The organism is Streptacidiphilus sp. MAP12-33, assembly GCF_041261265.1.
Lineage (GTDB): Bacteria > Actinomycetota > Actinomycetes > Streptomycetales > Streptomycetaceae > Streptacidiphilus.
The window spans coordinates 58,479-82,948 of record NZ_JBGCCA010000044.1; the positions used below are offsets into that span (position 1 = coordinate 58,479).

General features: G+C 73.3%; 23 protein-coding genes. 8 read left to right on the forward strand and 15 right to left on the reverse strand.

Features of this window, described 5'->3' with window-relative positions; genetic code table 11:
* Nucleotides 1-111: 111 nt before the first annotated feature.
* The 4 genes from ABH931_RS34155 to ABH931_RS34170 all read right to left on the reverse strand — a co-directional run bounded on the left by ABH931_RS34155 (nt 112) and on the right by ABH931_RS34170 (nt 5,273).
* The gene (locus ABH931_RS34155; protein WP_370122348.1) at nt 112-993 is read right to left on the reverse strand and encodes a geranyl diphosphate 2-C-methyltransferase; all 882 of its coding nucleotides are present in this window, start codon (nt 991-993) and stop codon (nt 112-114) included.
* Between the two features lie 120 nt (nt 994-1,113).
* Complete coding sequence (locus ABH931_RS34160) at nt 1,114-2,259, reverse strand: family 2 encapsulin nanocompartment cargo protein terpene cyclase (protein ID WP_370122298.1); 1,146 nt, start codon at nt 2,257-2,259, stop codon at nt 1,114-1,116.
* A 14-nt stretch (nt 2,260-2,273) separates the two neighbouring features.
* Nucleotides 2,274-3,695 (reverse strand): family 2B encapsulin nanocompartment shell protein, encoded by a 1,422-nt coding sequence (locus tag ABH931_RS34165; RefSeq protein WP_370122301.1) that lies wholly within the window; start codon nt 3,693-3,695, stop codon nt 2,274-2,276.
* A gap of 147 nt (nt 3,696-3,842) precedes the next feature.
* Nucleotides 3,843-5,273, reverse strand: a complete 1,431-nt coding sequence (locus tag ABH931_RS34170) for a hypothetical protein (protein ID WP_370122304.1) — start codon at nt 5,271-5,273, stop codon at nt 3,843-3,845.
* A gap of 659 nt (nt 5,274-5,932) precedes the next feature.
* Between ABH931_RS34170 and ABH931_RS34175 the strand changes: the two genes are divergently transcribed.
* The 4 genes from ABH931_RS34175 (at nt 5,933) to ABH931_RS34190 (ending at nt 9,173) form a co-directional block, all read left to right on the forward strand.
* Nucleotides 5,933-6,733 (forward strand): DUF4389 domain-containing protein, encoded by an 801-nt coding sequence (locus ABH931_RS34175; RefSeq protein ID WP_370122306.1) that lies wholly within the window; start codon nt 5,933-5,935, stop codon nt 6,731-6,733.
* A 43-nt stretch (nt 6,734-6,776) separates the two neighbouring features.
* On the forward strand, nt 6,777-7,430 hold the full coding sequence (gene tenA, locus ABH931_RS34180) for a thiaminase II (protein ID WP_370122309.1): 654 nt from the start codon (nt 6,777-6,779) through the stop codon (nt 7,428-7,430).
* Entirely contained in the window at nt 7,418-8,110 is a 693-nt protein-coding gene (locus ABH931_RS34185) for a TVP38/TMEM64 family protein (RefSeq protein ID WP_370122312.1), read from the forward strand. Before tenA ends, ABH931_RS34185 begins: the two co-directional genes overlap by 13 nt.
* A 280-nt stretch (nt 8,111-8,390) precedes the next feature.
* Nucleotides 8,391-9,173, forward strand: a complete 783-nt coding sequence (locus tag ABH931_RS34190) for a DUF1684 domain-containing protein (RefSeq protein WP_370122314.1) — start codon at nt 8,391-8,393, stop codon at nt 9,171-9,173.
* A gap of 71 nt (nt 9,174-9,244) precedes the next feature.
* Here ABH931_RS34190 and ABH931_RS34195 read toward each other — a convergent pair whose 3' ends face one another.
* From ABH931_RS34195 to ABH931_RS34225, 7 genes are all read right to left on the reverse strand, one after another.
* Complete coding sequence (locus ABH931_RS34195; RefSeq protein WP_370122317.1) at nt 9,245-10,624, reverse strand: NtaA/DmoA family FMN-dependent monooxygenase; 1,380 nt, start codon at nt 10,622-10,624, stop codon at nt 9,245-9,247.
* A 62-nt stretch (nt 10,625-10,686) separates the two neighbouring features.
* On the reverse strand, nt 10,687-11,883 hold the full coding sequence (locus ABH931_RS34200) for an LLM class flavin-dependent oxidoreductase (RefSeq protein ID WP_370122320.1): 1,197 nt from the start codon (nt 11,881-11,883) through the stop codon (nt 10,687-10,689).
* Between the two features lie 60 nt (nt 11,884-11,943).
* Nucleotides 11,944-12,498, reverse strand: coding sequence for an NADPH-dependent FMN reductase (ssuE, locus tag ABH931_RS34205; RefSeq protein ID WP_370122322.1), 555 nt, complete (start codon nt 12,496-12,498; stop codon nt 11,944-11,946).
* 152 nt (nt 12,499-12,650) lie between these two features.
* Complete coding sequence (locus ABH931_RS34210; protein ID WP_370122351.1) at nt 12,651-12,734, reverse strand: putative leader peptide; 84 nt, start codon at nt 12,732-12,734, stop codon at nt 12,651-12,653.
* A 99-nt stretch (nt 12,735-12,833) separates the two neighbouring features.
* Nucleotides 12,834-15,803 carry a tetratricopeptide repeat protein gene (locus ABH931_RS34215; protein ID WP_370122324.1) on the reverse strand — a complete coding sequence of 990 codons (2,970 nt, stop codon included), beginning with the start codon at nt 15,801-15,803 and terminating at the stop codon, nt 12,834-12,836.
* Nucleotides 15,800-16,246 (reverse strand): hypothetical protein, encoded by a 447-nt coding sequence (locus ABH931_RS34220; RefSeq protein ID WP_370122327.1) that lies wholly within the window; start codon nt 16,244-16,246, stop codon nt 15,800-15,802. Before ABH931_RS34220 ends, ABH931_RS34215 begins: the two co-directional genes overlap by 4 nt.
* A 124-nt stretch (nt 16,247-16,370) precedes the next feature.
* Nucleotides 16,371-17,339: an ArsR/SmtB family transcription factor gene (locus ABH931_RS34225; protein WP_370122353.1), complete on the reverse strand. Its 969-nt coding sequence runs from the start codon at nt 17,337-17,339 to the stop codon at nt 16,371-16,373.
* Between the two features lie 121 nt (nt 17,340-17,460).
* On the opposite strand from ABH931_RS34225, the gene ABH931_RS34230 reads away from it, so the two are divergent.
* Nucleotides 17,461-18,006, forward strand: a complete 546-nt coding sequence (locus ABH931_RS34230; RefSeq protein ID WP_370122330.1) for a hypothetical protein — start codon at nt 17,461-17,463, stop codon at nt 18,004-18,006.
* A 92-nt stretch (nt 18,007-18,098) separates the two neighbouring features.
* Here ABH931_RS34230 and ABH931_RS34235 read toward each other — a convergent pair whose 3' ends face one another.
* The gene (locus tag ABH931_RS34235) at nt 18,099-19,784 is read right to left on the reverse strand and encodes a hypothetical protein (RefSeq protein WP_370122332.1); all 1,686 of its coding nucleotides are present in this window, start codon (nt 19,782-19,784) and stop codon (nt 18,099-18,101) included.
* A 293-nt stretch (nt 19,785-20,077) separates the two neighbouring features.
* Between ABH931_RS34235 and ABH931_RS34240 the strand changes: the two genes are divergently transcribed.
* From ABH931_RS34240 to ABH931_RS34250, 3 genes are all read left to right on the forward strand, one after another.
* Nucleotides 20,078-20,947: a DUF998 domain-containing protein gene (locus tag ABH931_RS34240; RefSeq protein ID WP_370122335.1), complete on the forward strand. Its 870-nt coding sequence runs from the start codon at nt 20,078-20,080 to the stop codon at nt 20,945-20,947.
* A 31-nt stretch (nt 20,948-20,978) separates the two neighbouring features.
* The gene (locus tag ABH931_RS34245) at nt 20,979-21,449 is read left to right on the forward strand and encodes an SRPBCC family protein (protein WP_370122338.1); all 471 of its coding nucleotides are present in this window, start codon (nt 20,979-20,981) and stop codon (nt 21,447-21,449) included.
* 85 nt (nt 21,450-21,534) lie between these two features.
* Nucleotides 21,535-21,861, forward strand: a complete 327-nt coding sequence (locus tag ABH931_RS34250; protein WP_370122341.1) for a DUF6401 family natural product biosynthesis protein — start codon at nt 21,535-21,537, stop codon at nt 21,859-21,861.
* Nucleotides 21,862-21,879: 18 nt separating this feature from the next.
* Here the strand turns inward: ABH931_RS34250 and ABH931_RS34255 are convergent, their stop codons facing one another.
* From ABH931_RS34255 to ABH931_RS34265, 3 genes are all read right to left on the reverse strand, one after another.
* Nucleotides 21,880-22,719: a hypothetical protein gene (locus ABH931_RS34255; protein ID WP_370122343.1), complete on the reverse strand. Its 840-nt coding sequence runs from the start codon at nt 22,717-22,719 to the stop codon at nt 21,880-21,882.
* 142 nt (nt 22,720-22,861) lie between these two features.
* Nucleotides 22,862-22,987, reverse strand: coding sequence for a hypothetical protein (locus tag ABH931_RS34260; RefSeq protein WP_370122346.1), 126 nt, complete (start codon nt 22,985-22,987; stop codon nt 22,862-22,864).
* Between the two features lie 53 nt (nt 22,988-23,040).
* Nucleotides 23,041-24,204 (reverse strand): ROK family protein, encoded by a 1,164-nt coding sequence (locus ABH931_RS34265; RefSeq protein WP_370122356.1) that lies wholly within the window; start codon nt 24,202-24,204, stop codon nt 23,041-23,043.
* Nucleotides 24,205-24,470 lie beyond the last annotated feature (266 nt).

The window sequence follows — 24,470 nt, forward strand, 5'->3', positions numbered from 1 at the left end:
CGGGGCGCTGTCACTGACATCGGTCAATCGTGTCTGATCACCCGATTATGGCGACATCGTCCCGGCCCCGGCTATCGGCGCGCCGTTCCCGGCCTTCGCGTCAGTTGCCCGTCAGACGCGGTCGGCGGCGATCAGGAGGTACTGGAAGCTGCCGTCCTTGTAGGCGTCGATGAAGCTCTTCTCGATGCCGGTGGTCAGGTGGGACTGGGCCCGCAGCTCCCAGTAGGGGAGGGTCGCGGCGGTGAGGTCGATCACCGAGACCGGCACCAGACGGTTGGCGGCCATCTCCTTGAAGTACGTGCTGCGGGGGTGGATGTCGCAGATGTAGTGGGCGTTGATCTCGCTCACGGCACGCGAGGGGAGGCCGTAGGTGTCGTTGTAGCAGCCGGTGATGGTGACGTACCGGCCGCCGCGTCGCAGCTGGCGGGCGTGCTCGGCGAAGAGCAGGCCCAGTTCGACGTACATGGTGCTCTCGTTGTTCCAGATGCCGTCGAAGGCGCCGGTCTCGAAGCCGGTGTCGAGCATGTTGCGCAGGTGGAACCGGACCCGGTCGTCGACGCCGTGCTCCTTGGCCTGCCGGTTGGCGAACTCGACCTGGTGGCTGGAGATGGAGATGCCGTCGACGTGGCAGCCGAACCGCTGGTTGGCGACGAGGCTGCCGCCGCCGCGGCCGCAGCCGGCGTCGAGGACCCGGGAGTCAGCGGTCAGTGGGCCGAGGTGGTCGGCGAGCAGCTGGGCCTGGACGCACTCCAGGCGGTGCAGCTCGCGGACGGTGCGCTCCTCGCGGGTGTCCTCCGGGCCCTCCAGGACGGACCAGTCGGGCTCACCGATGCCGTAGTGGTGGTGGTAGAAGCCGTCCACCTCACCCAGACGCAGGTTCACCGGGTTGCGCTCGGCGTTCCAGTACGCGGCGACGGAGTCCTGGTAGGGGCTGGTGCGCACGGGGGCGGTGCCGGTGGCCTGGGAGGGGAGCGTGGTCTTCTCGCTGAGGATCACAGCTGTTCTTCTCCGGTTCTCGGTGTTCGTGAGAGGTGGTGCGGTCGTGCGGGTCGTGCGGGTCGTGCGGGTGGTGCGGTGGTGCTGGCCGTGCCTTCGGTGCGGTCCTGCGGATGGTCAACTGGCGCCGTGGTAGCGGGCGCTGGAGGCGTGCCAGGTGTGGCTGCCGCCCATCCAGGCCCAGACTCCGGCGAGGAAGCGCTTGAGCTCGGGCGAGCCGAGCGCGCTGAGCGCGGCGGACTCCGCCTCGACGAGGCGCATCAGCTCGTCGTGGATCCGGGCCGCCTCGTCGACCGCCTGCTGGAGGGTGCAGCCCTCCTCGGCGGCGATGAGATTGGGCAGGTTGGTGTCGGTCGGGTCTTCCTTGCCCATCGAGTACAGGTCGTTGAGCAGGACGTTGGCCACGCCCGCGTACAGGTACGTGCGGCGCACCCGGTGGTCCGCGAACTCGTGCGCGGGCAGCTCGTAACCGCCGACCGGGTCGACCAGCACCATGCACGGGAAGAAGGCGTTCTCGTAGCGGTGCATGAGGTACTCCCACACCGCGGGCCTGCGTCCGGACATCCGCCACTCGGCCTCCTGGCCGTAGCCGACGAACATCACCGCCAACTCGTGCCGCAGGCGGGCGACCTGGGTCGGGTTGGCGATCGTCGACAGCAGCGTGAGCGCGGAGCGGAAGGCTCGCAGCACCGGCTCCCCGGCCACGACCTCCTCGAACTGCGGCTCGTAGCGCAGGGGCAGCCGGATCGGGTCCACCACCGCGTGGGCCAGGGCCACCCGCAGGCCGATCAGCTCCGGCCTGGTGTCGTCTCCTTCGTCCACCCAGTGGTCGTCCACCGCCCACTCCGCCAGCCCGCAGCGGGCGGCGGCGAGCAGCCGGTCCGGGTCGTCGGTGTCGGGGTGGGCGAGCATGAACAGCCGGCCGAAGTCGTGCGACCGCAGCCGCTCCAACCGACCCTGGAACAGGCCCATCTCCTCCGCCCAGGACACCAGCCGCTCGTTGACGACCTGCCCGAGCACCGGGTCGTCACGCACCGCGTGCGGGCAGTACAGCTCCGGCACGGTGACACGTGAGGACGCACCGGCCTCGGCGGTCGCTCCGCTCCCGACCGCCTCCGCAGGCGGGTCCTGCGCGTCCTGCGCGTCCTGCGCGCCCTGGGGGTCCTGCGGGCTCTGGGGGCGGAACAGGCGGACGGCGGTGGTGCCCGGGCCGGCCGGGCCGGCCAGGATGCGACCCAGCAGCTCCGCGTCGAGGTGGGGCATCGTGGCGTCCGCCCTCACGAGCGCGGGGCCGCGATGTCGACGTTCTCCAGGATGCCGATCGCGTCCGGCACCAGGATCGCCGCCGAGTAGTACGCGGTGACCAGGTAGGAGATGATCGCCTTCTCGTCGATCCCCATGAACCGCACGTTGAGACTCGGTTCGACCTCGTCGGGCAGGCCCAGCTGGTGCAGGCCGACGACACCCTGGTTGTCCTCGCCCATGCGCATCGCCATGATCGAGGTGGTGTGGCCGTCCTCGATCGGCAGCTTGCCGCACGGGAAGATCGGCACTCCGCGCCAGGCCGGGAGCCGGTGGCCGTTGCGGTCGATCGTGTCCGGGTACAGGCCGCGCTTGTTGCACTCGCGGAAGAAGGCCGCGATGGCCTTGGGGTGGGCCAGGAACATCGTGGTGCTGCGCCGCATGCTGAGCAGCTGGTCCATGTCGTCCGGGGTGGGCGGACCGGACCAGGTGCTGATCCGCTGGTCGTAGGCGGTGTTGTGGAGCAACCCGAACTCGCGGTTGTTGACCAGCTCCCACTCCTGCCGCTCGCGGATCGCCTCCACGGTCAGCTTGAGCTGCTGCTCGGTCTGGTTCATCGGGCTGTTGTAGAGGTCGGCCACCCGGGAGTGGATCCGCAGCACCGTCTGGGTCAGGCTCAGGTCGTACTCGCGCGGGGCGAGTTCGTAGTCGACGAAGGTGTTCGGCAGTACCGGCTCGCCGTCGTGCCCGGCGCTGACCTCGATCGAGGCCTCGCCCCTGCTGTTGGTCGCCCGTTGCGAACCCGCGACGAACTGCTCGATGTGGTCCCGCAGTTGCGGCGCCCGGTCGAACAGGTCCAGCACCTGCGACCAGGGCAGCACCAGGACGGTGCCCGAGGTCGAGGCCTGGGCGGTGGTCAGCCAGAGCGGGTCGCTCGTCAGGACCGCCTCGTCGCCGAGGTGGTCGCCGTCGGTGACCACGCCGATCAGGTTGGTGTCGCCGTACTTGCCCGTGCTCAGCCGGTTGATCCGGCCGTGGGCGACGATGAACACCTCCTCGATCGGCGAGCCCTCCTCGGCGAGCACCTCACCGGCGTGGAACTCCCGCACCTGGAAGCGCGAGGCGAGCTCGCGCAGCAGCGCCAGGTCCTCGACGTCGTGAAGCGCCGGGATCTCCCGCAGCGTCTCCGGGACGATCTGCACGTCGTCGGCCCCGCCCTGCACGAACCCGACCCGACCACGGCCGACGGCGAGCGACAGCCGCCGGTTGACCCGGTAGGTGCCGCCGGCGACGTTGACCCAGGGCAGGTTCTTCAGCAGCCAGCGCGAACTGATGCCCTGCATCTGTGGCGTGGACTTGGTCGTGGTCGCCAGGTTGCGAGCCGCGCGGGTGCTGAGACTCTGCTGGTCGGGAGTGCCGTCGACCCCTGCGGGGCTCTCTGTGGCCTCCATGGACATGAGTGCGACCTCCTAGGTGGCTCGCGGTTCCCGGTCAGCGACCGGGATGCGTGATTCCAGTAAGCGGGACGGGAGTTGGCCGTGGGGCTGGGGAGCAGGACCGCCGCGTTGAAAGTTCCGCGATGTTGAAGGCGCGGTGGGGGAGCGTCAGCGGGGTTGCAGCCGGGCGAGGACGCTGCGACCGGGTGCGGTGGTGTCGAAGGGACGCAGACGGCTGCGCAGGGTGCGGGCCGCGCGGTCGGCGCGGGCCGAGCGCAGCAGCGGCCAGTCGTCGAGGAACGCGTGCCAGGCCGCACACGCGGGCTCCAGGGCGCCTCCGTCCAGCAGGAGTTCGGCGAGCCGGGCGTTGCCGGTCGCGCGGGCGCGGCGCTCCTCCTGCGGGCGCAGCCGCACCGAGCGGCGTAACGCGGCGACCGCTCCGGTGCGGTCGCCGAGCGCGCTCAGGACCTCGGACTGGTGGTGTTCGTGCGCAGCCCGGTGGTAGTCGCCCTCGGGCTTCGCCCGGCCCAGTAGTTCCGCCGACCGGTCCAGCAGGGTCAACGCGCGGTGCCGCTCACCCCTGCCCGCCGCCGCGACCGCCAGCTGGCCCGCCACGGCGGCCGCCAGCCAGGCGGGCAGTCTCGAGCGGTGGCAGGTCGCCGCCTCGGCCAGCGTCAGCGCGTGGTCACGGTGGCCGAGCTCGTGCGCCTGCGCGCTGAGCGCGCACAGCGCCGCCGCCTGCCCCTGCGCGTCGTCGGCCTCGGCCGACAGCCGTGCGGCCGCCTGGTAGTAGCCCTGCGCGACGCCGTGCCGCTGCTCGTCGTGGCACATCGACCCGGCCAGGCGGGTCAGCTCCGAGGCGACCAGCAGCAGCTCCCGCCGCGTCCTGGGCGCGGCCGTGGCGGCGAGCCACTCGGCGACACCGCTGCGCAGGAAGCCCGTCAGGGCGGCGCGTGAGTGCCCGCCACCGTAGGCGCAGTCGACGGCGGTGAAGGTGCGGAGCATGTTCCGCGCGTCCCGGACGTGCGCGAGGGTGACCCGCTCGGCGGTGCGCCCGGCGGTCGGCCCGCCGGCAGGCTCGGGGGCCCGTCGCCGGTGGGCCCCGCTCGCCCCGCGGGCGGGCGGCGGTGCGCCGAGGGGGTGCGGCGCGGTGGGTGCCGGCTCGGGGCTCCCGAGGCGGTAGGGGCGGGTGCGCGGCTGGACGGTGTCGAGCTCCGCGAGGTCCACGAGCGCCGGGCGGGCCGCCACGGCCGGGACCCGCTCCGACGCCTCGGGCGCGAGCCCGATGTCGGCGAGCCGCAGCGGCCGCCCCAGCTGGCGGGCGAGCGCCTCCGCGACGACCCCGGCGACACTCGCGGGCGGCCGGGTGCCGGCCATCCAGTGGGCGACGGAGGTGCGGTCGTAACGCAGCGTCAGGCCTATCTCGGCGCCGGCCCGGTTCACCGCGCGGGCCAGGGCGGCGCCGCTCCATCCGGCCTCGTGGGTGAGCGCGCGCAGGCGTACGTTCGGGTGGCGGGGCGCCATCGGGGTGCTGTCCTCCGGTGCGGGCGGCAGGCGGTGGTCGACGAGCGGACCACTCGCGGTCCTCGTCCGATTCATGAACCGCCCGGCCTGCGGCGACGCGTCGCGGTCGCAGCGCACGGGAGTGCGCGGCGGCGCACCGGCCGATGCATGCGCTGGCCATGACAATTCGTGCTCGCGCGGAGATTCGACGGTGTTCGAGGTGTGCACGATCTGAAGCCGCCCGAGGGTGATCGTTCGGCTGCGGGGGCGGTCGCAGAATGATCACACTCGACCGATCAGCAGCCGACTGGGTCGGCCCCGGGGTGGGTCGGCGCCGTGCGCGGGGGGCGCGTTCGGGCGCACACCAGGAGCGCGCGAAACTCTGCGAGCGCCCCCGCGTCGGGCGGGCTCGGCGCGTTGCCGCGTGCCGCAGCCGCGTCGCCGGGCGCGAGGCGCCGCCGCTGGGCGGGCGCGCCCCGCGTCGTCCGCGCTGCGCCGGTGGGGGTCTCCACCCTTCCGGGGGTGTCCGGTGCGCGCTGCGCCGCGCCTGCTGTGTGTCGTGGTCGCGCCGCTCGGTGCGCGAGGCGCCGCCGCGGCGCGGGCGCTGTGCGGGCTCGCCGCGCGTGGCTGTCCGCCCATCCGGGGCAGTCCGGCGCGCGCTGTGGGCGTGACCGGGCGATCCTGACGGTCCGACGGGTCGTTCCGTCGCGGCCGTGGAAGCGCGGAGCCCGACCCCGCCACGAAGGGACGTGCCGATGTCGCAACAGCAGCTGTGGGCGCCCCCGCCGCCCACGCCCTACGGCGAGGTGCTTCCCGAGCTGGACCTGCCGGGGCCGGGCGCGCAGCGGCGGTGGACGGTGCTGCTGCGGTGGCTGCTGGCCGTCCCGCACTACGTCGTGCTGGCCGTGCTGGGCTTCGTCGGGTTCTTCGTCGTGATCTTCGGCTGGTTCGCCGCCCTCGTGCTGGGCCGCCTGCCGGGGCCGGTGGCCAGGTACCTCGCCGGGCTGCTCGTCTACCAGACGCGCGTCTACGCCTACTCCATGCTGCTGGTCGACGCGTACCCGCCGTTCGCCTTCGACGCCCCCGGCTACCCGGTGCAGGTCGACGTCCGGCCCACCGAGCTGAACCGGCTCGCCGTCCTCTTCCGGCTCTTCCTCGCCATTCCCGCGGCGATCATCCAGTGGCTGGCCACGACCGGCTGGTACACGATCTGCTTCTTCTTCTGGCTGATCGCGCTGGTCCTCGGCCGGCTGCCGGAGCCGATCTTCGGCGCCACCGCGGCCACCGTCCGCTACGCGATGCGGTTCAGCGCCTACTGGACGATGCTCACCCCGGCGTACCCCAAGCGCCTCTTCGGTGACGAGTCCCTCGCGCTCGCCGAGCGCCAATCCGCGAGCCGGCCGCTGCTGCTCAGCGGTGGGGCCAAGGCCCTGCTCGTGGCCTTCCTGGTGCTCGGCCTGATCAGCGGTGGCGTGAGCTCCACGGTGCAGAACGACAACTCCTCGACCACCGTCACCACCAGTGTCCACGGGCCGCTGGAGCGTTCCGCCCACTGACCCGCCGCGACCTCGCGCCGCCGGATGTGGCAGGGTCGACGGCATGAGTCTCACCGACGACCTGTGGTCCGACATCGAGTCGATCTACGCCGAGATCCTCAAGCACCCGTTCGTCCGCGGGCTCACCGACGGCACGCTTCCGCGCGCGGCGTTCCGGCACTTCGTCGAGCAGGACTCGCTCTACCTGCGCGACTACGCCCGCGCGCTCGCTCTCTGCGGCGCCCGGGCGCCGGAGTCCGCGGCGCTGCGGGCCTTCGTCGAGGACGCCGTCGGCGCGCTCGCGGCGGAGCAGGAGATGCTGGCCGGCTTCGGCGCCGAGCTGGGCGACGAACCGCTGGGGCAGCTGGTGCTGCCGACCACCCGCGCCTACACCACCCACCTGCTCGCGGCCGCGTACGGCGGAAGCTACGCCGAGGCGGTCGGCGCGGTGCTGCCGTGCTACTGGATCTACGCCCGGGTCGGCGAGGAACTGCTGGCGCAGTCGTCCACCGACCCCCTCTACGCCCGCTGGATCGCCGCCTACGGCGACGAGGCGTTCCAGTCGGTGGTCAGGCGCGTCCTGGCGCTGACGGACGCGCTCGGGGAGGAGCTCTCCCCGGCCGAGCGGGCCCGCGTGCGCGAGCGGTTCGTGACGTCCTCCCAGTACGAGTGGATGTTCTGGGACGCCGCGTGGCGGGGCGAGCGTTGGCCCGTCTGACCTTCCCACGTTCGACCGTCTCCCGGCTCATGCTCGCCGGGGCCGGACTCGCCGCCGTCACGGCGGCGGTGCTGGGCGCGGCGAGCGCGCAGCGGGCCGTCGCGCACCTGGTGGCGGGGTCCGACCCGCTCTCCGGTCTGCCGCCGCTGTTCGCCGGTGCGGTCTTCGTCCTCCTCTACGCCGCGGCGACGGTGGTCCTGGTGCCCAAGCCGGTGCTGAACCTGGCGGCGGGAGCCTGGTTCGGCCTTGCGGCGGGCCTGCCGCTGGCGGTCGCGGCCACCACCCTCGGCGCGACGGCCTCCTTCGCCCTCGGCCGCGCCGCGCTGCGCGGCCGCCGCTTCGCCTTCCTGGAGCGGCGCGGCTTCGCCGTTCTCGACCGCGAGCTGCGCGACCACGGCTTCCGTGCGGTCCTCGCGCTGCGGCTGCTGCCCGTGCTGCCCTTCGCCGCGATCAACTACGGCTGCGCGCTGGGTGGCACCCGGCCGGCGCCGTTCACGCTCGCGACGGCCCTCGGCGTCGTGCCGGGAACGGCGGCGCTGGTCCTCGCCGGGGCGACGGCGTCGGCGCCGAGCACCACGGGAACGTGGGCCTCGCTCGCGGCGCTGCTGGTCCTCGGCGCCGTCAGTTTCCTGCCCCGGGCCCGCCGGACGCCGTCCGGCCGGGGTGTGGACGCCGGTTGACGCGACCGCCGCGCCGCTGGTCAACTGTGTGGGTGAACACCGAGCAGCGTCTCGTCATCCGAGGCCACATCGACTTCGGTCGTGTGTGGTCCGCCGCGTGTCGCGCCTGACGCCTTCTCCCTGCTGACTCGGTAGCGGGCCGCTCTGCCCGGCCCTTCCCCCTTCGTGAGCCCGCCTCTTCGGCGAGCCCACCGCTGCTGCTGCCCGTCGGCCTCCGGACGTCTTCGATCAAGTGACGCGGGCGCGCGCACGCGCCCGCGGGAAACGAGGTAGCGACCCCATGACCACGGCCCAGGACGCCTGGAAGCACTGGATCGACCAGCGTGTCATCACCGTCCGTGCGCCGCACGGCCCCCTCTCGCTGACCGGCACCCACTGGCTGCGCGACCTGGGCCCGGGCGTGCCCGGAGTCCCCGGTCGCTGGGAGCTGGACGAGAGCGGCTCCTGCGTCGCTCTCACCGCCACCCGCCACGACGGCCTCGCCGTCGACGACGAGCCGCTGGACCGTACCGTGCGGCTCTGCCCCGACACCGCGGAGCGGCCGTCGCGGATCACGCACGGCGGGCGCCGCCTCAGCCTGATCCTGCGCGACGGCGAGTACGCGGTCCGGGTCTTCGACCCCGCGGCCCCCGCTCGCGCGTCCTTCGCGGGCATCGCGGCCCACCCGTTCACCGAGGACTGGGCCCTGGCGGCCCGCTTCTCCCCGTACGAGGCCGAGCAGACCGTTGCCGTCCCCAACGCCGACGGCCGCGACCGCGGCCTCGCCCTCGCCGGCGAGGTGGCGTTCACGGCCCCGGACGGGACCGCCCGCACCCTCGCCGTCTCGCGCGGCGTGACGGGCGCGCTGAGCGCCGTCTTCGGCGATGCGGAGGAGCGGAACTACCGCTTCCGATTCGTCGAACTCCCGGCGCCCGCCGCGGACGGCACGACCGTCCTCGACTTCAACCGGGCCTTCCTCCCGCCCTGCGCCTTCGCGGACCACTTCCTGTGCCCCTTCCCGCCCCCGGGCAACCGCCTGCCCCTGTCGGTCCACGCGGGAGAGCGTCAGGTCCTGCGGCAGTGAACGACCGAGCCCGGTGGGCCCGGTGCCTCAAGGCACCCGGCCCACCGGGCTCGCACGGTTCCGCTGGGGCGTCAGGACGCCTCGCGGTGGCCCGCCCCCGTGACGGGTGCGGGGCGGGGGAGGCCGAGGTTGTCGCGCAGGGTGGCGCCCTCGTACGCGGTGCGGTGGACGCCGCGTTCCTGGAGGAGCGGGACGACCCGGTCCACGAACTCGTCGAGGCCGGTCGGTGTCAGGTGCGGGACGAGGATGAAGCCGTCGCTCGCGTCCGCCTGGACCAGTGAGTCGATCTGTTCGGCGACCGTGGCCGGGGAGCCGACGAAGGTCTGGCGGCCGGTGGACTCGATGACGAACTCGCGGATCGACTGCTGCTTGCCCGCCGCCCGCTCCCGCCACTCCCGGGCCGTGGCCAGCGGGTCGCGGAACATCCGGACCTGCGCGCGGCCCTGGGCGACGGTGTGCTCGCCGACGCGTGGGTCGATCTCGGGCAGCGGGCCGTCCGGGTCGTAGCCGGAGAGGTCGCGGTTCCAGACCTGCTCCAGGAAGCGCAGCGCCGTCTGGCCGCTGACCTGGGCCCGGCGCACCTCGTGCGCCCGTTCCCGCGCGTCCGCGTCGCTGTCGCCGAGGACGAAAGTGGCCGCGGGCAGGATCAGCAGGTCCTCGGGAGGGCGGCCGTAGCGGGCCAGGCGGCCCTTGACGTCCGCGTAGAAGGCGCGGCCCTCGTCCAGGGTGCTGTGCCGGCTGAAGATCGCGTCGGCGTCGGCCGCCGCGAACTCCCGGCCCTCCTCGGAGTCTCCGGCCTGGAAGATCACCGGACGCCCCTGCGGGCCGCGCGGCACGTTGAACCGGCCGTGGATGTCGAAGTGCCGGTCGCGGTGCTCGAACGCGCCCGCCCGCGCGTCGCGCAGGAACCGGCCGGTGCCGGGGTCGGCCAGGACGGCGTCCTCGGGCCAGGAGTCGAACAGCTCGTGCGCGGTGTGCAGGAAGGCCCGCGCGCGGGAGTAGCGGTCCTGCTGCGGCAGGAAGCCGCCGCGGCGGAAGTTCTCGCCGGTGAACGCGTCCCAGGAGGTCACCACGTTCCACGCGGCCCGCCCGCCGGAGAGGTGGTCCAGCGTGGCGAACTGCCGTGCCACCTCGTACGGTTCGTTGAACGTGGAGTTGATGGTGCCGGTCAGCCCGAGGTGCTCGGTGACGGCGGCGAGCGCGGCCAGCACGGTGAAGGTGTCCGGTCGGCCGACCACGTCCAGGTCGTAGATCCTGCCGTGCTGTTCGCGCAGCCGCAGGCCCTCGGCGAGGAAGAGGAAGTCGAACAGGCCGCGTTCCGCGGTCCGCGCGAAGTGGACGAACGAGTCGAACTCGATGTGACTGCCGGCGCGCGGATCGCTCCAGACGGTGGTGTTGTTGACGCCGGGGAAGTGCGCGGCGAGGTGAACCTGCTTGCGGGGCCTGCTCATGACGGCGGCGTTCCGTTCCTTCGGTTTCTCGGGCGGGCGGTGGAAAGGTGACTGACCTCGCCTCAGATCGCTTGCAGAGCGCGTCGGACGGTGTAGCGGTTGGCCGGACGCGGCAGGCCGAGCAGGTCGCGCAGCGTGCGGTCGCCGCCCGGGTACGCCGCGCGGAACGCGCCGCGCCGCTGGAGCGCCGGCACGAGGCCCCGGGTGATCGCCGACAGGTCGTGGGCCAGCACACCCGGGCGCAGCCGGTAGCCGGTCAGGCCCGTCTGGGCCCAGTCCAGCAGCAGGTCGGCGAGGCCTGCCGGGGTGCCGGTGAAGACCTCCGGGCCTTCCTCCTGCCGGGAGCCGTCGAGCGCGTCGAGGCGGGCGAGCCGCTCGGCGGCGGCGCTCGCGGTGGCGTCCAGGTAGACCACCAGCTCGCCCAGGACGTGCACCGTCTCGTGCTCGCGCCCCGCCTCGGCCTGCGCCGCGCGCACCGTGCCCACCGCGGCCGCCGCCTGCGCGTCGCTGCGCGGGGCGGTGAACACGACGTCGGCCGAGCGTCCACCCAGCCGCAACCCCGACTCGTCGCGGGCGGCGACCGCGACCGGCGGCCCGCCCTGCGGCGGCCGGGGGGTGATGGACGGGCCCTTCACACTGAAGTGCGGCCCGCTGAAGTCGACATAGTGCAGCTTGTCCCGGTCGACGAAGCGACCGCTCACCGTGTCCCGGATCTCCGCGTCGTCCTCCCAGCTGTCCCACAGCCGGCGCAGCACCTCGATCCAGTCGCCCGCCTCGGCGTCCAGCAGCGCGGGGTCGGCGAGGCTCGCCGGGTCCCGGCGGCCGAAGTGCGCGGCCTCGGCCGCGTCCCCGCTGACCTGCGCCAGCAGGCCCGCCCGCCCTCGGCTCACGTAGTCGAGGGTCGCGACGGCCTTGGAGAGATGGAACGGCTCGGTGTGCGTGACGGTCGCGGCCGGGACGAAGCCGAGGCTCCGGACGCGCGGCGCGAGCCGCGCCGCCAGCAGGACCGCGTCCAGCCGCCCGCGTACCTGGTCGGTCCGCGCGTCCGGCTCGCCCGGCCGCGCCGACTGCGGAGCGAGGCCGTCCGCGAGCGTGACGAAGTCGAGCAGACCGCGCCCGGCCTCGGTGGCGAGATCCAACCAGTAGGCGGAGTCGAAGAGTTCATTCGGGCGTGCGCCCGGCTCGCGCCAGGCGGCCGGGTGGTGTCCGGCGCCGTCGAGGTCGACGGCGAGATGGAGTGGGGAGCGGGTCGTGGGCATGGCGGTGCGGTCCTTGTCCGGAGGCTCGTCTGCTGCGGGGAGGGGGCGTGGCTACGGCGTTCAGGCCGCGGCCAGGACCGGGCCGCCGGTCGGCAGGGCGTCGATGAACGCGTCCACCGCCTCGAAGAGCCGCTGCTCCGCCTCCGGCGCGAGGTCCACGGCGTCGGTGCCGCGCGCCTCGATGGTGCGGTCCAGCAGGAAGACGCCGCCGACGACGTGCCGGGCCGCGAGAGCGCTGAGCACCGGCCGCAGGGCGTAGTCGATGCTCAGCAGGTGGGCGATGGTGCCGCCGGTCGCCAGCGGCAGGACCGTCTTCCCGGCCAGGCCGTCCTGGGGGAGCAGGTCGAGGAACGCCTTGAGCAGGCCCGTGTAGGCGGCCTTGTAGACGGGCGTGGCCACCACGACGCCGGTGGCGGCGGCGACCGCCTCCAGGGCGCGGCGCACCTCCGGGTGGTCGGTGTCCGCCTCCAGCAGCGCGTCCGGCGGCAGTCCGCGCAGGTCCAGGTGCTCGACGTCGAAGCCGCTCAGGGAGAGCCGACGGGCGAGGTGGCCGGCGAGCGGTGCGGTGCGGGATGTCCGGGCGGGACTGCCGGAAATCACGAGAAGTGTGGACACGAAAGGCTCCCGGGAGAGAGTGAGAACGCGAATGCGCAGCAGGGAACGACCGGACGACGGCGTCGGTCGGCAGAATTCGCGGGCGCGGAAGAGAAACGGCGGAAAAAAGGAGATCAGCAGGTCAGGCTGTGGTGGCGGGGACGCGGAACGCGTCAGCGGCCGACGGCACAGATCGCACTGGCCTGGCGTCGCAGATCGACGTGCAGGCGCGTGAAGAGGACCTCGTACTGACTCACGAACAGCAGAATGTCAGCCGCTGTCGCCGGAAGTCAATGACGGAATTGTTTCGGGAATTTGTCGGCACCGGCACCCCCGGACATGGCGGTGCCGGTGTCTCAGGTGGCGGTCTCGGCGGTCCCGGCGGTCCCCGCGATCCAGCGGCGCAGCTGGGTCGCCTCCCCGGTTCGTCCGAGCGCGTCGAGGATCGACGCCTGCATCTCCATCACGTCGACGAGCCGCGAGAGCAGCGCAGGGGCCGCGCCGATGCGGCTGCGGTAGATCTCCACCGACTCGCCCGTGATCCTCAGTGCCTCGTCGAGCTCGCCGGTCGCCGCGATGACGTGGGCCGTCATGGCGAGCGCGAGGGCCAGGGAGGGTGCGTGGGCCGCGGGATTCTCCTCGGCCAGCCTGCGCCAGATCTCCACCGTCCGCTCGGCCGTCCTCCGCGCCTCGCGGTGGCGTCCCAGTGTCGACAGCACGCCCGCGAGGTTGTTCAGGGAGATGGCGAGGTCACGGTCGTGGTCCGCCGGGTTCCGCGCCGCCAGCCGGCTCCGGATCTCCGCGGTCTCCTCCGACGCGGCGAGCGCCTCGTTCGGCCGTCCGAGGCCGGAGAGGTACGACCCGAGGTTGGTCAGGGAGACGGCGAGATCGTGCTCGTGGGCCGCCGGATCGTCCTCCGCCAGTCGGCGGCGGATCTCCACGGCCTGCTCGCCGGTCGCCAGCGCCTCACGCAGCAGCCCGGCCTCCGCCAGCCGGATGCCGAGATTGTTCAGCGTGAGTGCGAAGTCGCGCTCGTGGGCGATCGGGTTCGCCGCCGCGAGCCGGCGCCAGATCTCCTCCGCCTGCTCGGTGACCTCCAGCGCGGCACCCCGCTGGCCCACCTCCGCGAGAAACACACCGAGGCCGGTCAAGGAGGTGGCCAGGTCGGGTTCGTGGGCGTGTGGATCCTTGGCGGCGAGCTCACGGTAGAGCTCGGTTCCCCGCACCGTTGCCACGAGCGCCTCGTGGTGCTGCCCGAGCGCCGCCAGCCGGATGCCGAGGTTGTTCAGCGAACCCGCGAGGTCGCTGCCGTGGGCGGCCAGGTCCAGGGCCACCAGACGGGTCCTGATCTCCACCGCCTGCTCGGTGACGGCGAGCGCCTCACGCTGCCGTCCCGCCGCCGCCAGCCGGATGCCGAGATTGTTCAGGGCCGCGCCCAGGTCGGACTCGTGAGCGGCCCGGTCCGTCTCGGCCAACGCGCGGTAGAGGTCCGCCGCCTGCTCGGTGACGGTCAGCGCCTCCTCCGGCTGCCCGGAGGCCGACAGGTAGACGCCGAGGTTGACGAGTGAGGCGGCGAGATCGGCCGCGTGGACGTCCGGGTTCTCGGCGGCGGGTGCGCGCCAGTCCTCCACCGCACCTCGCGCGGCGAGCAGGGCCGGCCGGCGCAGGCCTGCCCGGGCCTGCCGCACGGCGAGCTCGTCCTGTACCTGGGCCCGGGCGACCGGATCGTCCGGGATCGTGGCCAGGCGGTGACGGGCCAGGCGGGCCGTGACCGCCGCTATGCCGACGTCGAGGTCCGTGTTCCGCTCCGAGGGGAACCGCTTCCTGACCGCGTCCAGGACGGAGAAGTCGACGTCGTCGAGACCGGCCAGGGTGGTCAACGCCGTGCCGCCCGCGAGCAGGGCGAGTTCGGGGTGGTTCCGCAGCAGCGGAAAGAGCTGGCCGGTGGCGACGTGCGGCCAGCGGCGGGCGGTCTCGATCAGCACGATGAGGACGTCACGCGTCCAGGGCGCCGCCGCGTCCGCGTCGCCGGGTGTGCGCAGGAGCCGCTCGGCGGCCTGGTGAGCCCAGTCGTCGGTGACCGCCCCGGCTACCGGGTGCGCGGTGCCCCGGGCGGCGGGTGTCGCGAGTCCGATGAAGTCCTCGCCGAGGCGGTCGGGGTAGAGCGGCTCGAGCACGGTGACGCCGCCGGCCGGGTCGCCGGGCTGCGGCGGGTAGCAGAAGCGGTGGTCGTCCAGGAGCGTGTTGGCGGCCGCGGAGGAGTCGGCGAGACCGACGCGGGCGAGCGCGATCAGGCCGTGGGGCCGGGCCAGCGGGCGGGTGAGGGTCGCGGTCAGCACGGCCCGGCCCATCGACTCCGGTGCGGTGGCGAGGGGTTGGGAGGAACGTTGGTGCAGGGCGCGCCAGTGTGCGCGCTCGCGCCCCAGGAGGTGGGCGGAGGCGCGCGCGGGGTTGTCCGGGGCCTTCTCCTGGTGGAGCGCCGCGTCCACGGCGGCCAGTGCGGCGATGTGGAGGGTGAGGACCTGCCCGTAGTCCTCGTCCAGTTCCGCGTCCTGTGGCGGACGGATCAGTGCCGCGGTGGCGGCGGGCAGACCGAGGAGGTCGGCGAAGCTGTCGCGGGCGTGGCGGAACAGGTCGGCGCGGGTGGTGGAGTCGTCGGCCAGCGGCCGAAGCGGATGGCTCTCGGCGAGCGTGTCGAGGGTGTCACCGATCCAGGTCTCCAGGCTCTCCCACCACAGGCCCGCCGGGCGGGCGAGCAGCAGGACGCGCACCGGCACGCCGGTGCGGTGCACCAGCGGATCCTGGAGGAGTCTGCGCAGGTCGGCGGTGGGCCAGCGCTCGGCGTAGTCGACCACGAGGAGGACCCCGGCTCCGAGCTCCGGAGCCGGGCCGGCGGCGAGCGGATCGGCGCCGGTCTCGTTCGCCACCGCCTGCCACACCGTCCACCCCGCCGCGCGGCTGAGCTCCGCGAAGCGGGCGGCGAGCCGCGTCTTGCCCTGGCCGCCGGGGCCGTGGACGAGTCGCACGGCCAGCCGGTCGGCGGGGTCGTCGCGCCAGTCGGCGAGCTTCGCCAGATCCCTGCCGCGGCCGGTGAAGGGGACCGCCCGGTGGGCGGCCCGGAGCAGTCGTGAGGGTTGGCCGGCCAGCAGCCGGGCGGAGACCGGACTCGCGTCGAGCGGGTAGTCCTCGACCCGGTAGGCGGGCCGCCACTGGTAGACGAGGTGCACGTGCTGCGTGCCGTGGTCACCGGCGATGAAGGCGGCAGGGCCGTTGAAGGTGGCACCGGAGACGCCACCGCCCACCGGCCCGCTCCCGGGCGCGGTCACGCGGGACCGCCGAACCGGACGTCCTGCCGGTTGCCGTTCCCCGCCTGGAACGCGGTGGGGCCGTGGAAGCTGTTGCCGGAGACCAGCCCCGCCCCGTCGGCCGGCCCCGCGGCCGACTCCCCCAGCAGCGTGCGCAGTTCGGCGACGACAGCGGCGCGCTGCTCGTCGTCCAGGTCCTCCAGGAGATCCTGGAAGCGGGCCTTCCAGGAGGCCGCCTCCAGGCCCCGGGCCTGCTCGGCCGTACCGGCCGCGGCGCCCTCCAGCTCGGCGGCGGTGCGGTCCAGCCGCTCCAGCGCCTTCCGCTGTGCGGTCTCGGGCGCGTGGCCACGGCGGAAGAGCCGGGCGACCGCCTCCCGCAGCCCGTTCCAGGCGTCGGTACCGGCCGCCTTGGCCACCGCCGTTCCGGCCGTCGTCGCCAGGGCGACCAGTTCGGGCTCCACCATGCTTCCCCCCAGGATCACGACGCGTGGGCGGAATGCCGCATCCGCCCGCCGCTTCGCACCCTACTGCGCCTCTTGATCCTCCTGGTGCGGAATGTGACGGTCGGACAGGTTCATACCCATGCCCTCACCCACCGGCCAGCAGTCGCGCGCCGAGCGTCGTGCAGGTGTGGCGGGCGTACTTGCCGTCGCGAGCGGTGGCGACCAGGCCGGCGGCGCGGAGGGTCTTGGCGTGGTCGGAGGCGGTCGCGGCGCTGATGCCGAGACGGCGGGCGAGGCCGCCGGTGGTCTGGGGGCGGGAGAGCAACTGGAGGACCTGGGCGCGGGTCGGGCCGAGCAGCGCCGCCAGGGGATCGGCGCCCGGCTCCTGCGGGGGCACCAGCGGGAGCGGGGTCAGCGCGGGATAGACCAGCAGCAGCGAGCCGTCGGGGTGAGGGGCGCGCAGGGGCGAGCCGCGCCAGAGCAGCGACGGCATCAGGGTGAGGCCGCGTCCGGTCAGCCGCTCGTCCACGGCAGCCCCGCCGCGCGGCAGGCGCAGGACGCCGCCGCTCTCCCAGGCGGCGCCGGGCGTCAGCCCGGCCAGCATCACCTGGAGCCCCTGGGTGATCAGCACCTGGCCGCGCCAGGCGACGTCCGCGGTGAAGCCGGCCAGGACGCGTGGCCACCACGGTGGCAGCACCGTGCGCAGCAGGCAGTCCACCGAGATGCCCAACTCCCGCCAGGCGCGGGACTCTCCGGCGGCCAGCGCCGCCGCCCGAGGGGGCAGCGGGCCCAACCCCCGCCAGGTGCGCCGCAGGTCCTCCTCGGCCTCCGCGCGCGGTGTGTCGACGACCTGGGCGAAGGCCGCCGCCGGATCGGCGATCGGGGGGTCGAGGAAGAGCGGGCCCAGGCCGTCGTCCGGCCGCAGCAGCTCCAGCAGGCCGTCTACGGGGGAGGGGAGTTCGGTGGCGAGCCGGTGCCGCCAGCGGGCCAGGGCCGGATCGGGGCTGCCCGCCCGGACCAGGGTCAGCGCCAGCACGCCCTCCACCAACGGGGAGGGCGCCACCGCGAACCGGACCCGCAGCAGGTCCTCCGTCGTGAAGTGCAGGCGCAGCATGCTCACCCCCGGAACGGGAACGGACCGGCGTGGCCCCGGCCCCGCACGGGACCAGCCTCGCACGATTCGGTGGTACTCGAAAGGATCGCGCCCCCGGCGAGGGGTGGCGCAGGCTCGTGGCATGACCAAGTCCCAGCACGCACGACCCCGCAGAGCCGCGGGCCTGCTGCTCACCGGCGGCCTCGCACTCGGTCTCGCGCTGCCGGCGTCCACGGCCTCGGCCGCCGCCGACCAGCCAGGACCCTGGCAGCCGTACAGCAGCGGCTCGTTCACCGCAGCGGCCGGCTACGACTGCCCCTTCGCCCTCTCGGGCGTTCCGGTCTCGGACCGCGAGAAGATCCGTACCCTGGCCGTGGACAGCTCGGGGGAGCCCACGGAGCAGGAGATCACGGGTCAACTCGTGGTCCGCTACACGAACGTGTCCAACGGCAAGGCCGCGGACGAGAACCTGACCGGGACAGGGTGGCTGTACTACCACGCCGACGGCAGCCAGACCTGGGTGATCTCCGGCCACCTCGGCATGGGCATCCACCCGGGCAACCCCTACTCCGCGCCCGGCTACTGGATCCTCAGCGGCCGGCTGACCCTCGAGATCGACGCCGCGCGCCACCCCTATGTCGCCGCCCACGACGGCTCCACGGAGGACCTCTGCGCCGAGCTGAGCTGAACCGAGCTGAACCGAGCTGAACCGAGCTGAGCTGAACGGAAGGGAGGGACCGCGCCCGCCGCGCGGTCCCTCCCACCGGGTTGCTGCCGCTGCTACCGCGACGTGCGGTTACGGCATGGGTTGTTGTCCACGACGTTCCGGAAGTCGTTGTAGAAGAAGTGCGGTCCGCCGACTCCGGGGTAGACCAGCTGGAGCAGTCCGCCGAACTCGGCCTGGCTGCTGCCGCCGAAGGTGTTCGTGGTGCCGGGGATGTTCGCGCCGCCCTCCTGCCAGACGCACGAGCCGTTCATGTGCGTGGTGGTGAAGAAGGGGTAGAACTGGGCCCCGGGCGGCGGGTTGACGCAGTTCGCGCCGGTCGTGCGGTTGCACGGCACGGGCAGGGTGTCGTTGTCCTCGATGCGCGGCAGGTCGGTCTCGAAGGCGATCCGCGAGTACTGCTGACCGTCGCGGAAGGTCGGGCTCGAGAAGATGATCGGTGTCGGCTTGGTCGCCCGGTCGACGGACGGGGTGCCGGTGCCTGGCCAGGTCATCCGGTAGGGCACACCGTCGTAGTCGTCGTCCGTCGGGGTCTCGCCGAGGCAGCCGCCGATCCGTACCAGTGTCGAGTCGCTCGGGTTGAAGCACCCGTTGAGATCCGCGTCGAGCGCACCGCCTCCGGCTGCCTGCGTGCAGATGCCCGTGTTCGGGTCCGAGGCCGCGCAGTAGTCGAAGTGGCCCGTCTCGTCCGAGTAGGCCGTGCTGTACGAGTGGGCGGCCCACGGGACGCGGGTCTGCTCGCTCGAGGTCGAGTACATCGGGTGGTACGCGGACGGGATGGTGGTGCAGCTCGTCGCGTTCGGGTCGAACTTGACCTGCGCGAACCCGTTGGCGACCGAGGCGGTCATGGAGCCGCGGGTGTGGGTGGTCTGGTCGTCGACCTCGACCTTGAACCCGGCGCGGGTGTCGAACATGTGCAGCTTCAGCTTGTCGCCGGACTTCATGAGGAAGTCGTGCGCCGCGTCGAGGTTGAAGCGGTTGTTGTTCGTCGGGTCGGCCGGGGAGGTCGACTGGCCGTTCTTGGTCAGGAAGGCGAAGTTCACGTACTCGACGCCCGCCGAGTTGAGGCACGCGTCGTTGTTCTGCAGGCCCTTGTTGTAGTCCAGGGAGAGGCTGTCGATGTTCAGCGCGGCACACCACTGCGTCGCGTCGCAGCTGTTCCCGGCCGGCCACGGGGCCCAGCCGGGCGGGTAGAACTGCATCTCCATGAACGCGCTGCCGGGGTGCTTGCCGATGTAGTGCGGCGAGGCCGGGTTGCTGTCGTTGTAGACGTTGCTGTCCGAGTCGGGCTTGCAGGGCGCGTTGCCGCTGGCGGGCCCGGGGGCGGACTGGTCGTCGCACATCGCCATGCCGAACCAGAAGGCGGGGTGCAGCTGGAAGTTCCAGGTGCTGCCCGAGCCGTCCTGCTTGGGCTGGGTCTTCGGGTCCTGGGGCAGTCGCAGGGTGTAGGTGTTGTCGTTACCCGAGCCGGCCTTGTTGCTGTAGAAGAGCACCGACGGCTCGTCGTGCCCGACGTAGTGGCCCTCGCCGAAGACGGCCTCGCTGTCCTCGACCTCGGTGCACCAGCTCATGTTGCTGCCGCAGTTGTGGCGCGTGGTCTGCGCCGTCGCGGCGACTCCCGGCTTCGCGGACTGCCCGCCGCTCGCGGCGCTCGCCACGGTCGGGGTGACCACGAAGGCAGCCAGCGCGGTCAGCGCCGAACAGCCGACCAGGAGTTTCTTCTTGACGTTCCGTGGACCCACGAGCTCCTCCCTCTCCGCCGCGGCGACGCTGCCGGGGCGGTGCTGTGGTACCGGATCTCAAGCCGTTCGCGAACCTAGGTGATGGCTGTGTGCATGTCGAGAGAAGCGACGGACTCCGTTTCAGTTCGAGCTTTCTGTTCTCCTGCAAGGGAGTTGGTGTCATCTCGGGTTCACTCGCAGGCCGGGGTGCCCTCGCTGGTGAAGTGGGCATGCCAGGATCATTCGGGATAATTACCCCAGCCGCTCCGCGTGGGACCACCGACAACGGCCGAGGCCATGCCTACCGTGGACCGGTGCGAGGTGTTGCCTGGTGGGCGGTGCTGTCCTCGAGTGCCGCGCCGGTCGTGTTCGTGGGCGGCTGGGTTGCCGCCGCCGGTCTGCAGGGGCCCGGTTATGACCCGTTCACGGACACGATCAGCGAGCTCGCGGGCGCGGGCGCGGCCGATCCGTGGCTGATGGCCGGGGCCATCGGCGTACTCGGCGTGTGCCATCTCGTCACCGCGCTGGGACTGCGTGCGGCGGGCTCCGTCGGGCGCGTCCTGCTGGCCGTCGGCGGGGTGGCGGCGATCCTGGTCGCCTTCTCGCCCGTGCCGATGAGCGGCGGCTCCCTGCGGCACAGTGCGGGCGTGGTGGTCGGCTACTCCTCGCTCGCCCTGTGGCCCGCACTCGCCGCGTTCCGCAGCCGTCAGCCGCGTGCCTGGGCGCTGCGGCCCCAGCTCGCGGGCGCGGTGTCGGCGCTGTTCCTGCTGGGCGCGCTCTGGTTCCTCGAGGAGCTCTGGGGGCACGGTGACGCCGGTCTGGCCGAACGCGTCCTGACGGCGGGGCAGACGGTGTGGCCGCTGCTCGTGGTCGCCTCCTGCCTGGCGTCCGGGTGGCCCTCAGGCGTCACGGCGCGCGCGGAACCGGCCGCGATCCGGGATGCCTGGGGGGCGCGCCGGGTGCAGGCTGGAGGAATGAGCGCGACAACACTGGTCACCGTGCACGCGGTGGTCCCCGGTCCCCGCCCCTTCCGCCGCGTCGAGATCCAGGGCTACGACGCGGGCCCCGCCTTCCGTCCCGAGGACGTGCTGCGACTGTGCCGCGACCGGGGCCACCACGACGTGAACCTGGACGACCCGGCCCAGGTCACCTGGATCGGCGGCGACGCGCGCACCTGGTCGTAGCGGTCGGGCCCGGGGGGCGGAGGATCGCGCCATGAGCATCGCGACCTACTCCTACCCGACCTACGTCCGGGCGAGCGCCGACCAGGTGTGGTCCGCACTGACCGACGCCGACCTGACCGCCCGCTACTGGGGCCATGCCAACGTCTCCGACTGGCGGCCCGGCTCGCGCTGGCAGCATGTACGCACCGACGGTTCGGGCGTCGCCGACGTGGTCGGCCGGGTCCTGGCGGCGGAGCCGCCCACCCGGCTGGTGATCACCTTCGGCGAGCCGAGCACGGACGACGGCGCGGCCACGGAGCCCTCCGTCGTCACCTTCCTCGTCGAGCCCTACCGCGACATCGTCCGGCTCACCGTCACGCACGAGAAGCTGCCGGACGCGCAGGCGCTGCGCGACGTCGCACACGGCTGGCCGGCGGTGCTGTCCAACCTGAAGACACTGCTGGAGACCGGGGAGGCGCTGCCTCAGCGGCCGTGGGAGACGGCTCCGGCGGAGGCCCCCTGACCTCCTGACCGGTGTGCCCAAGGTCTCACGATTGCCGGGCCTTCGGCCGGTCACAGGCCACGTCCCGGACCGTATGTTGGAACGCATGTCCGAGATACGGTTCGCGCCCCTGGCTCGACTCGCCGAGGCGTACGGCACGCGTTTCGCCGAGTTCGCTTTCGAGCCCGGCTTCGTCGCGGCCGTGGACCAGCACGTCGCCGACCTCCGCGCACGCCTGCGGGGCCCGTCGCCCGACCTGGTGGCCGAGGCGCCGGACCCCGAGGACCTCTCCGACTACGCGCTCGGTTTCCTCGACGCGCTGGAGGAGATCGGCTGGCGCGAGCCGGTCGGCCACGACTACGCCGTGTGCCGGCTCACCGCCGTCTGCTGGCTGGTGCGCGAGCACCAGCTGCTGGAGCCGGACGCGCACTGACCCGCGGGAGCGACGCGCTCAGGCCATGGGGGGCGGCGTCTCGCCACCCTCGCGCCCGCTGGACTCGATGTCCCGCACCGGCTGGTTCTGCATCGCGTCGCCGCGGCCCATCTGGTAGGCCCCGCCGCCCGTGCCGCCACCGCGCAGCCGGGTCGTCTCCTGCTCGGCCGCGCCCAGCATCCGCTCCCAGCGTGCCCGCATCGGCATGATCATGCCGCCGCCGACACCCACGACCACCACGCCCACGACGGTCGCCAGCACGGCGATCAGCAGCGGCCCGGTGATCGCGGTCGCGATGCCCGCCTGGCCCAGCGCGGCGATCGCGCCGAGGAAGACGATGACCGCCCAGGCGATCCGGGCGACGGCCTTGCCGTAGGACGCGCCGGACAGCGAGTTGCCCACGATGTCGCGGACCGCGTTGGCGATGGCCATCGCCACGACCACGATGACGACGGCGACCAGGCCCTTGGGCAGCCAGCCGACGATCGCGGCGATCATCGTGCTGATCGGGTTCGGGCCGAAGACGCCGAAGGCCAGCTGCAGGGTCATGAGCAGGATCGCGTAGTAGACGACCTTGCAGATGATCCCGGTCATGTCGTACGTCGAGCCCTGCATCGTCCGCGCGATGCCGGCCCGCTCGGAGACCTTCTCGGAGCCCAGCCGGCGCATCACCCGGTCGAGCATCCTGGCGACGAAGCGGGCGACGATCCAGCCGATGACCAGGATCGCCAGGAAGCCGATGAACTTGGGGACGAATGCGGCGATCTTGTTCCACGCGTTGGTGAAACCGCTGCCGAAGTCGACCGAGAGCGCCAGCTGGAGCTGGTCGTGCGCCGAGGTGATGAGTTGCTTGGACACTGGTCCGGCCTCCGTGCTGAGGCGGCCCCGGAGGACGCGCCGATCCCCCGATGGTGGATCCAGCGTGGTCACTGCCCTGGGCGGGCCGCGCGCGGGCGGGGCCCGGTCGGGTGACGCTCCGTGCGGAGGCCACTCGTCCGGGTCACGGCGCGGGCGTCAGCACCCAGATGTCGCCCCGGCGATCGAGGGTCGTGCTGTACGCGGCCTGCTCCAGTGGCATCTGCCCCGGGCGCCACCGGCGCGGCAGCGGCGAGAGCGCGATGGTCACCCCCGACTCCGACGCGCCGTTCACCCGGAATGCCCCGTGCGGGCCGACCTCGATCAGTCCCACAGGCGGGCCGGGTCGTTGACGATCCGCTGGATCGTCAGGTGGGCCGCGCCCAGCAGCGGGCCGCGGCGGCCGAGGCGGGAGGCGCGCAGCGCGTCCGGGTCCCACGGGCGGACCCGCACGCGCAGGGCGAGCTCGGCGGCCATCGCGGGCAGCAGCCACTCGGCCAGCTCGCTGTAGGCGCCGCCGAGGACGACGGCCGCCGGATCCACCAGGTTGACCGCCGCGGTGAGCGCGATGCCGAAGGCCTCGCCCGCGCGGCGCAGCGCCGCCAGGGTCGGCGCGTGTCCGGCGCGGGCGCGGTCGGCGAGCGCTGCCACCGGGTCCTGGTCGCTGCCCGCGATCCGTGCCGCGTGCAGCACCGCCCGCGCACCCGCGTACTGCTCCAGGCAGCCGTGCGCGCCGCAGGAGCAACGGGGGCCGTCGCTGTGGACGGGTACGTGGCCGAGCTCGCCCGCGTAACCGGCGGCGCCGCGGAACAGGTGGCCGCCGATGACCAGCGCGGCGCCGATGCCGGTCTCGGCCGAGACGTGGACGAGCGTGTCGGCGCTCTCGCCGCCGCTCCACAGCTCGGCCAGGGCGCCGAGATTGGCCTCGTTCTCCAGCTCCGGCGCCGGCAGCCCGGCAGGCCAGTGGCGGGCGGGGGAGACACCGTGCCAGCCCAGGTTCGGGGCGTGCTCGACGCTGACCGACGCGGCACCCGGCGCGCCCGGCCCGAGGACGCCGGGGACGGCCAGGACGGTGCCCTCGATCCGCAGCCCCAGCGCCTGTGCCTCCTCCGTGGCGGAGGCGGCGGCCTCCGCGAGGTCGGCGAGCACCTGCTCGGCCGGGCGGGAGCGGTTGATCGCGGGGACGCGTCGCCAGACACGCGTCTGTCCGGCCAGGTCCACCACGCAGGCGCCGAGGTGGGCGGGACCGACCTCCAGGCCCAGACCGGCCGGGCCGCGGTCGTTCAGGCTCAGCGCCCGGCCGGGCCGCCCCACTCTGCCGTTCGGCGCGGTCTCGCCCTCGACCAGCAGCCCGGCGCCGAGCAGCTCGTCGACCAGGCTGGAGACCGCCGCGCGGGTGAGGCCGACCCGTCCGGCGACGTCGGCCCGTGACAGCGGGCCCGAGCCGGCGACCGTGGACAGCACCAGGGCCAGGTTCTGGCGGCGCATCCCCTGCTGGGAGGCCGGCCCCGAGGAACCGGCGGGCAGTGCGGTGGGCAAGGCGCGGGTCTCCCTTCGTCGTCAGGCGGGACGCGGCAGCGCGTCCGCCCGCCGCAGCGTATCGGTGATCCGTTCGGGGGTCGCGTCGCCCCGCTTCTTCCCTTCAGGGCCCTCGCACACTAATTTGTTTTCTGCCATGACGAATAGAGGCTGGAGTCATCCATGAGCAGCGACCCGCTGGTTCCCACCCCCGCGCACAAGTTCACCTTCGGTCT

What these genes read in the sequence shown, in the direction of transcription:
- ABH931_RS34160 (WP_370122298.1), bottom strand. Translation starts at nt 2,259, where the DNA reads ATGCCCCACCTCGACGCGGAGCTGCTGGGTCGCATCCTGGCCGGCCCG.
- ABH931_RS34165 (WP_370122301.1), bottom strand. Translation starts at nt 3,695, where the DNA reads ATGTCCATGGAGGCCACAGAGAGCCCCGCAGGGGTCGACGGCACTCCC.
- ABH931_RS34170 (WP_370122304.1), bottom strand. Translation starts at nt 5,273, where the DNA reads ATGAATCGGACGAGGACCGCGAGTGGTCCGCTCGTCGACCACCGCCTG.
- ABH931_RS34175 (WP_370122306.1), top strand. Translation starts at nt 5,933, where the DNA reads ATGTCGCAACAGCAGCTGTGGGCGCCCCCGCCGCCCACGCCCTACGGC.
- tenA (WP_370122309.1), top strand. Translation starts at nt 6,777, where the DNA reads ATGAGTCTCACCGACGACCTGTGGTCCGACATCGAGTCGATCTACGCC.
- ABH931_RS34190 (WP_370122314.1), top strand. Translation starts at nt 8,391, where the DNA reads ATGACCACGGCCCAGGACGCCTGGAAGCACTGGATCGACCAGCGTGTC.
- ABH931_RS34195 (WP_370122317.1), bottom strand. Translation starts at nt 10,624, where the DNA reads ATGAGCAGGCCCCGCAAGCAGGTTCACCTCGCCGCGCACTTCCCCGGC.
- ABH931_RS34200 (WP_370122320.1), bottom strand. Translation starts at nt 11,883, where the DNA reads ATGCCCACGACCCGCTCCCCACTCCATCTCGCCGTCGACCTCGACGGC.
- ABH931_RS34220 (WP_370122327.1), bottom strand. Translation starts at nt 16,246, where the DNA reads ATGGTGGAGCCCGAACTGGTCGCCCTGGCGACGACGGCCGGAACGGCG.
- ABH931_RS34225 (WP_370122353.1), bottom strand. Translation starts at nt 17,339, where the DNA reads ATGCTGCGCCTGCACTTCACGACGGAGGACCTGCTGCGGGTCCGGTTC.
- ABH931_RS34230 (WP_370122330.1), top strand. Translation starts at nt 17,461, where the DNA reads ATGACCAAGTCCCAGCACGCACGACCCCGCAGAGCCGCGGGCCTGCTG.
- ABH931_RS34245 (WP_370122338.1), top strand. Translation starts at nt 20,979, where the DNA reads ATGAGCATCGCGACCTACTCCTACCCGACCTACGTCCGGGCGAGCGCC.
- ABH931_RS34250 (WP_370122341.1), top strand. Translation starts at nt 21,535, where the DNA reads ATGTCCGAGATACGGTTCGCGCCCCTGGCTCGACTCGCCGAGGCGTAC.
- ABH931_RS34265 (WP_370122356.1), bottom strand. Translation starts at nt 24,204, where the DNA reads ATGCGCCGCCAGAACCTGGCCCTGGTGCTGTCCACGGTCGCCGGCTCG.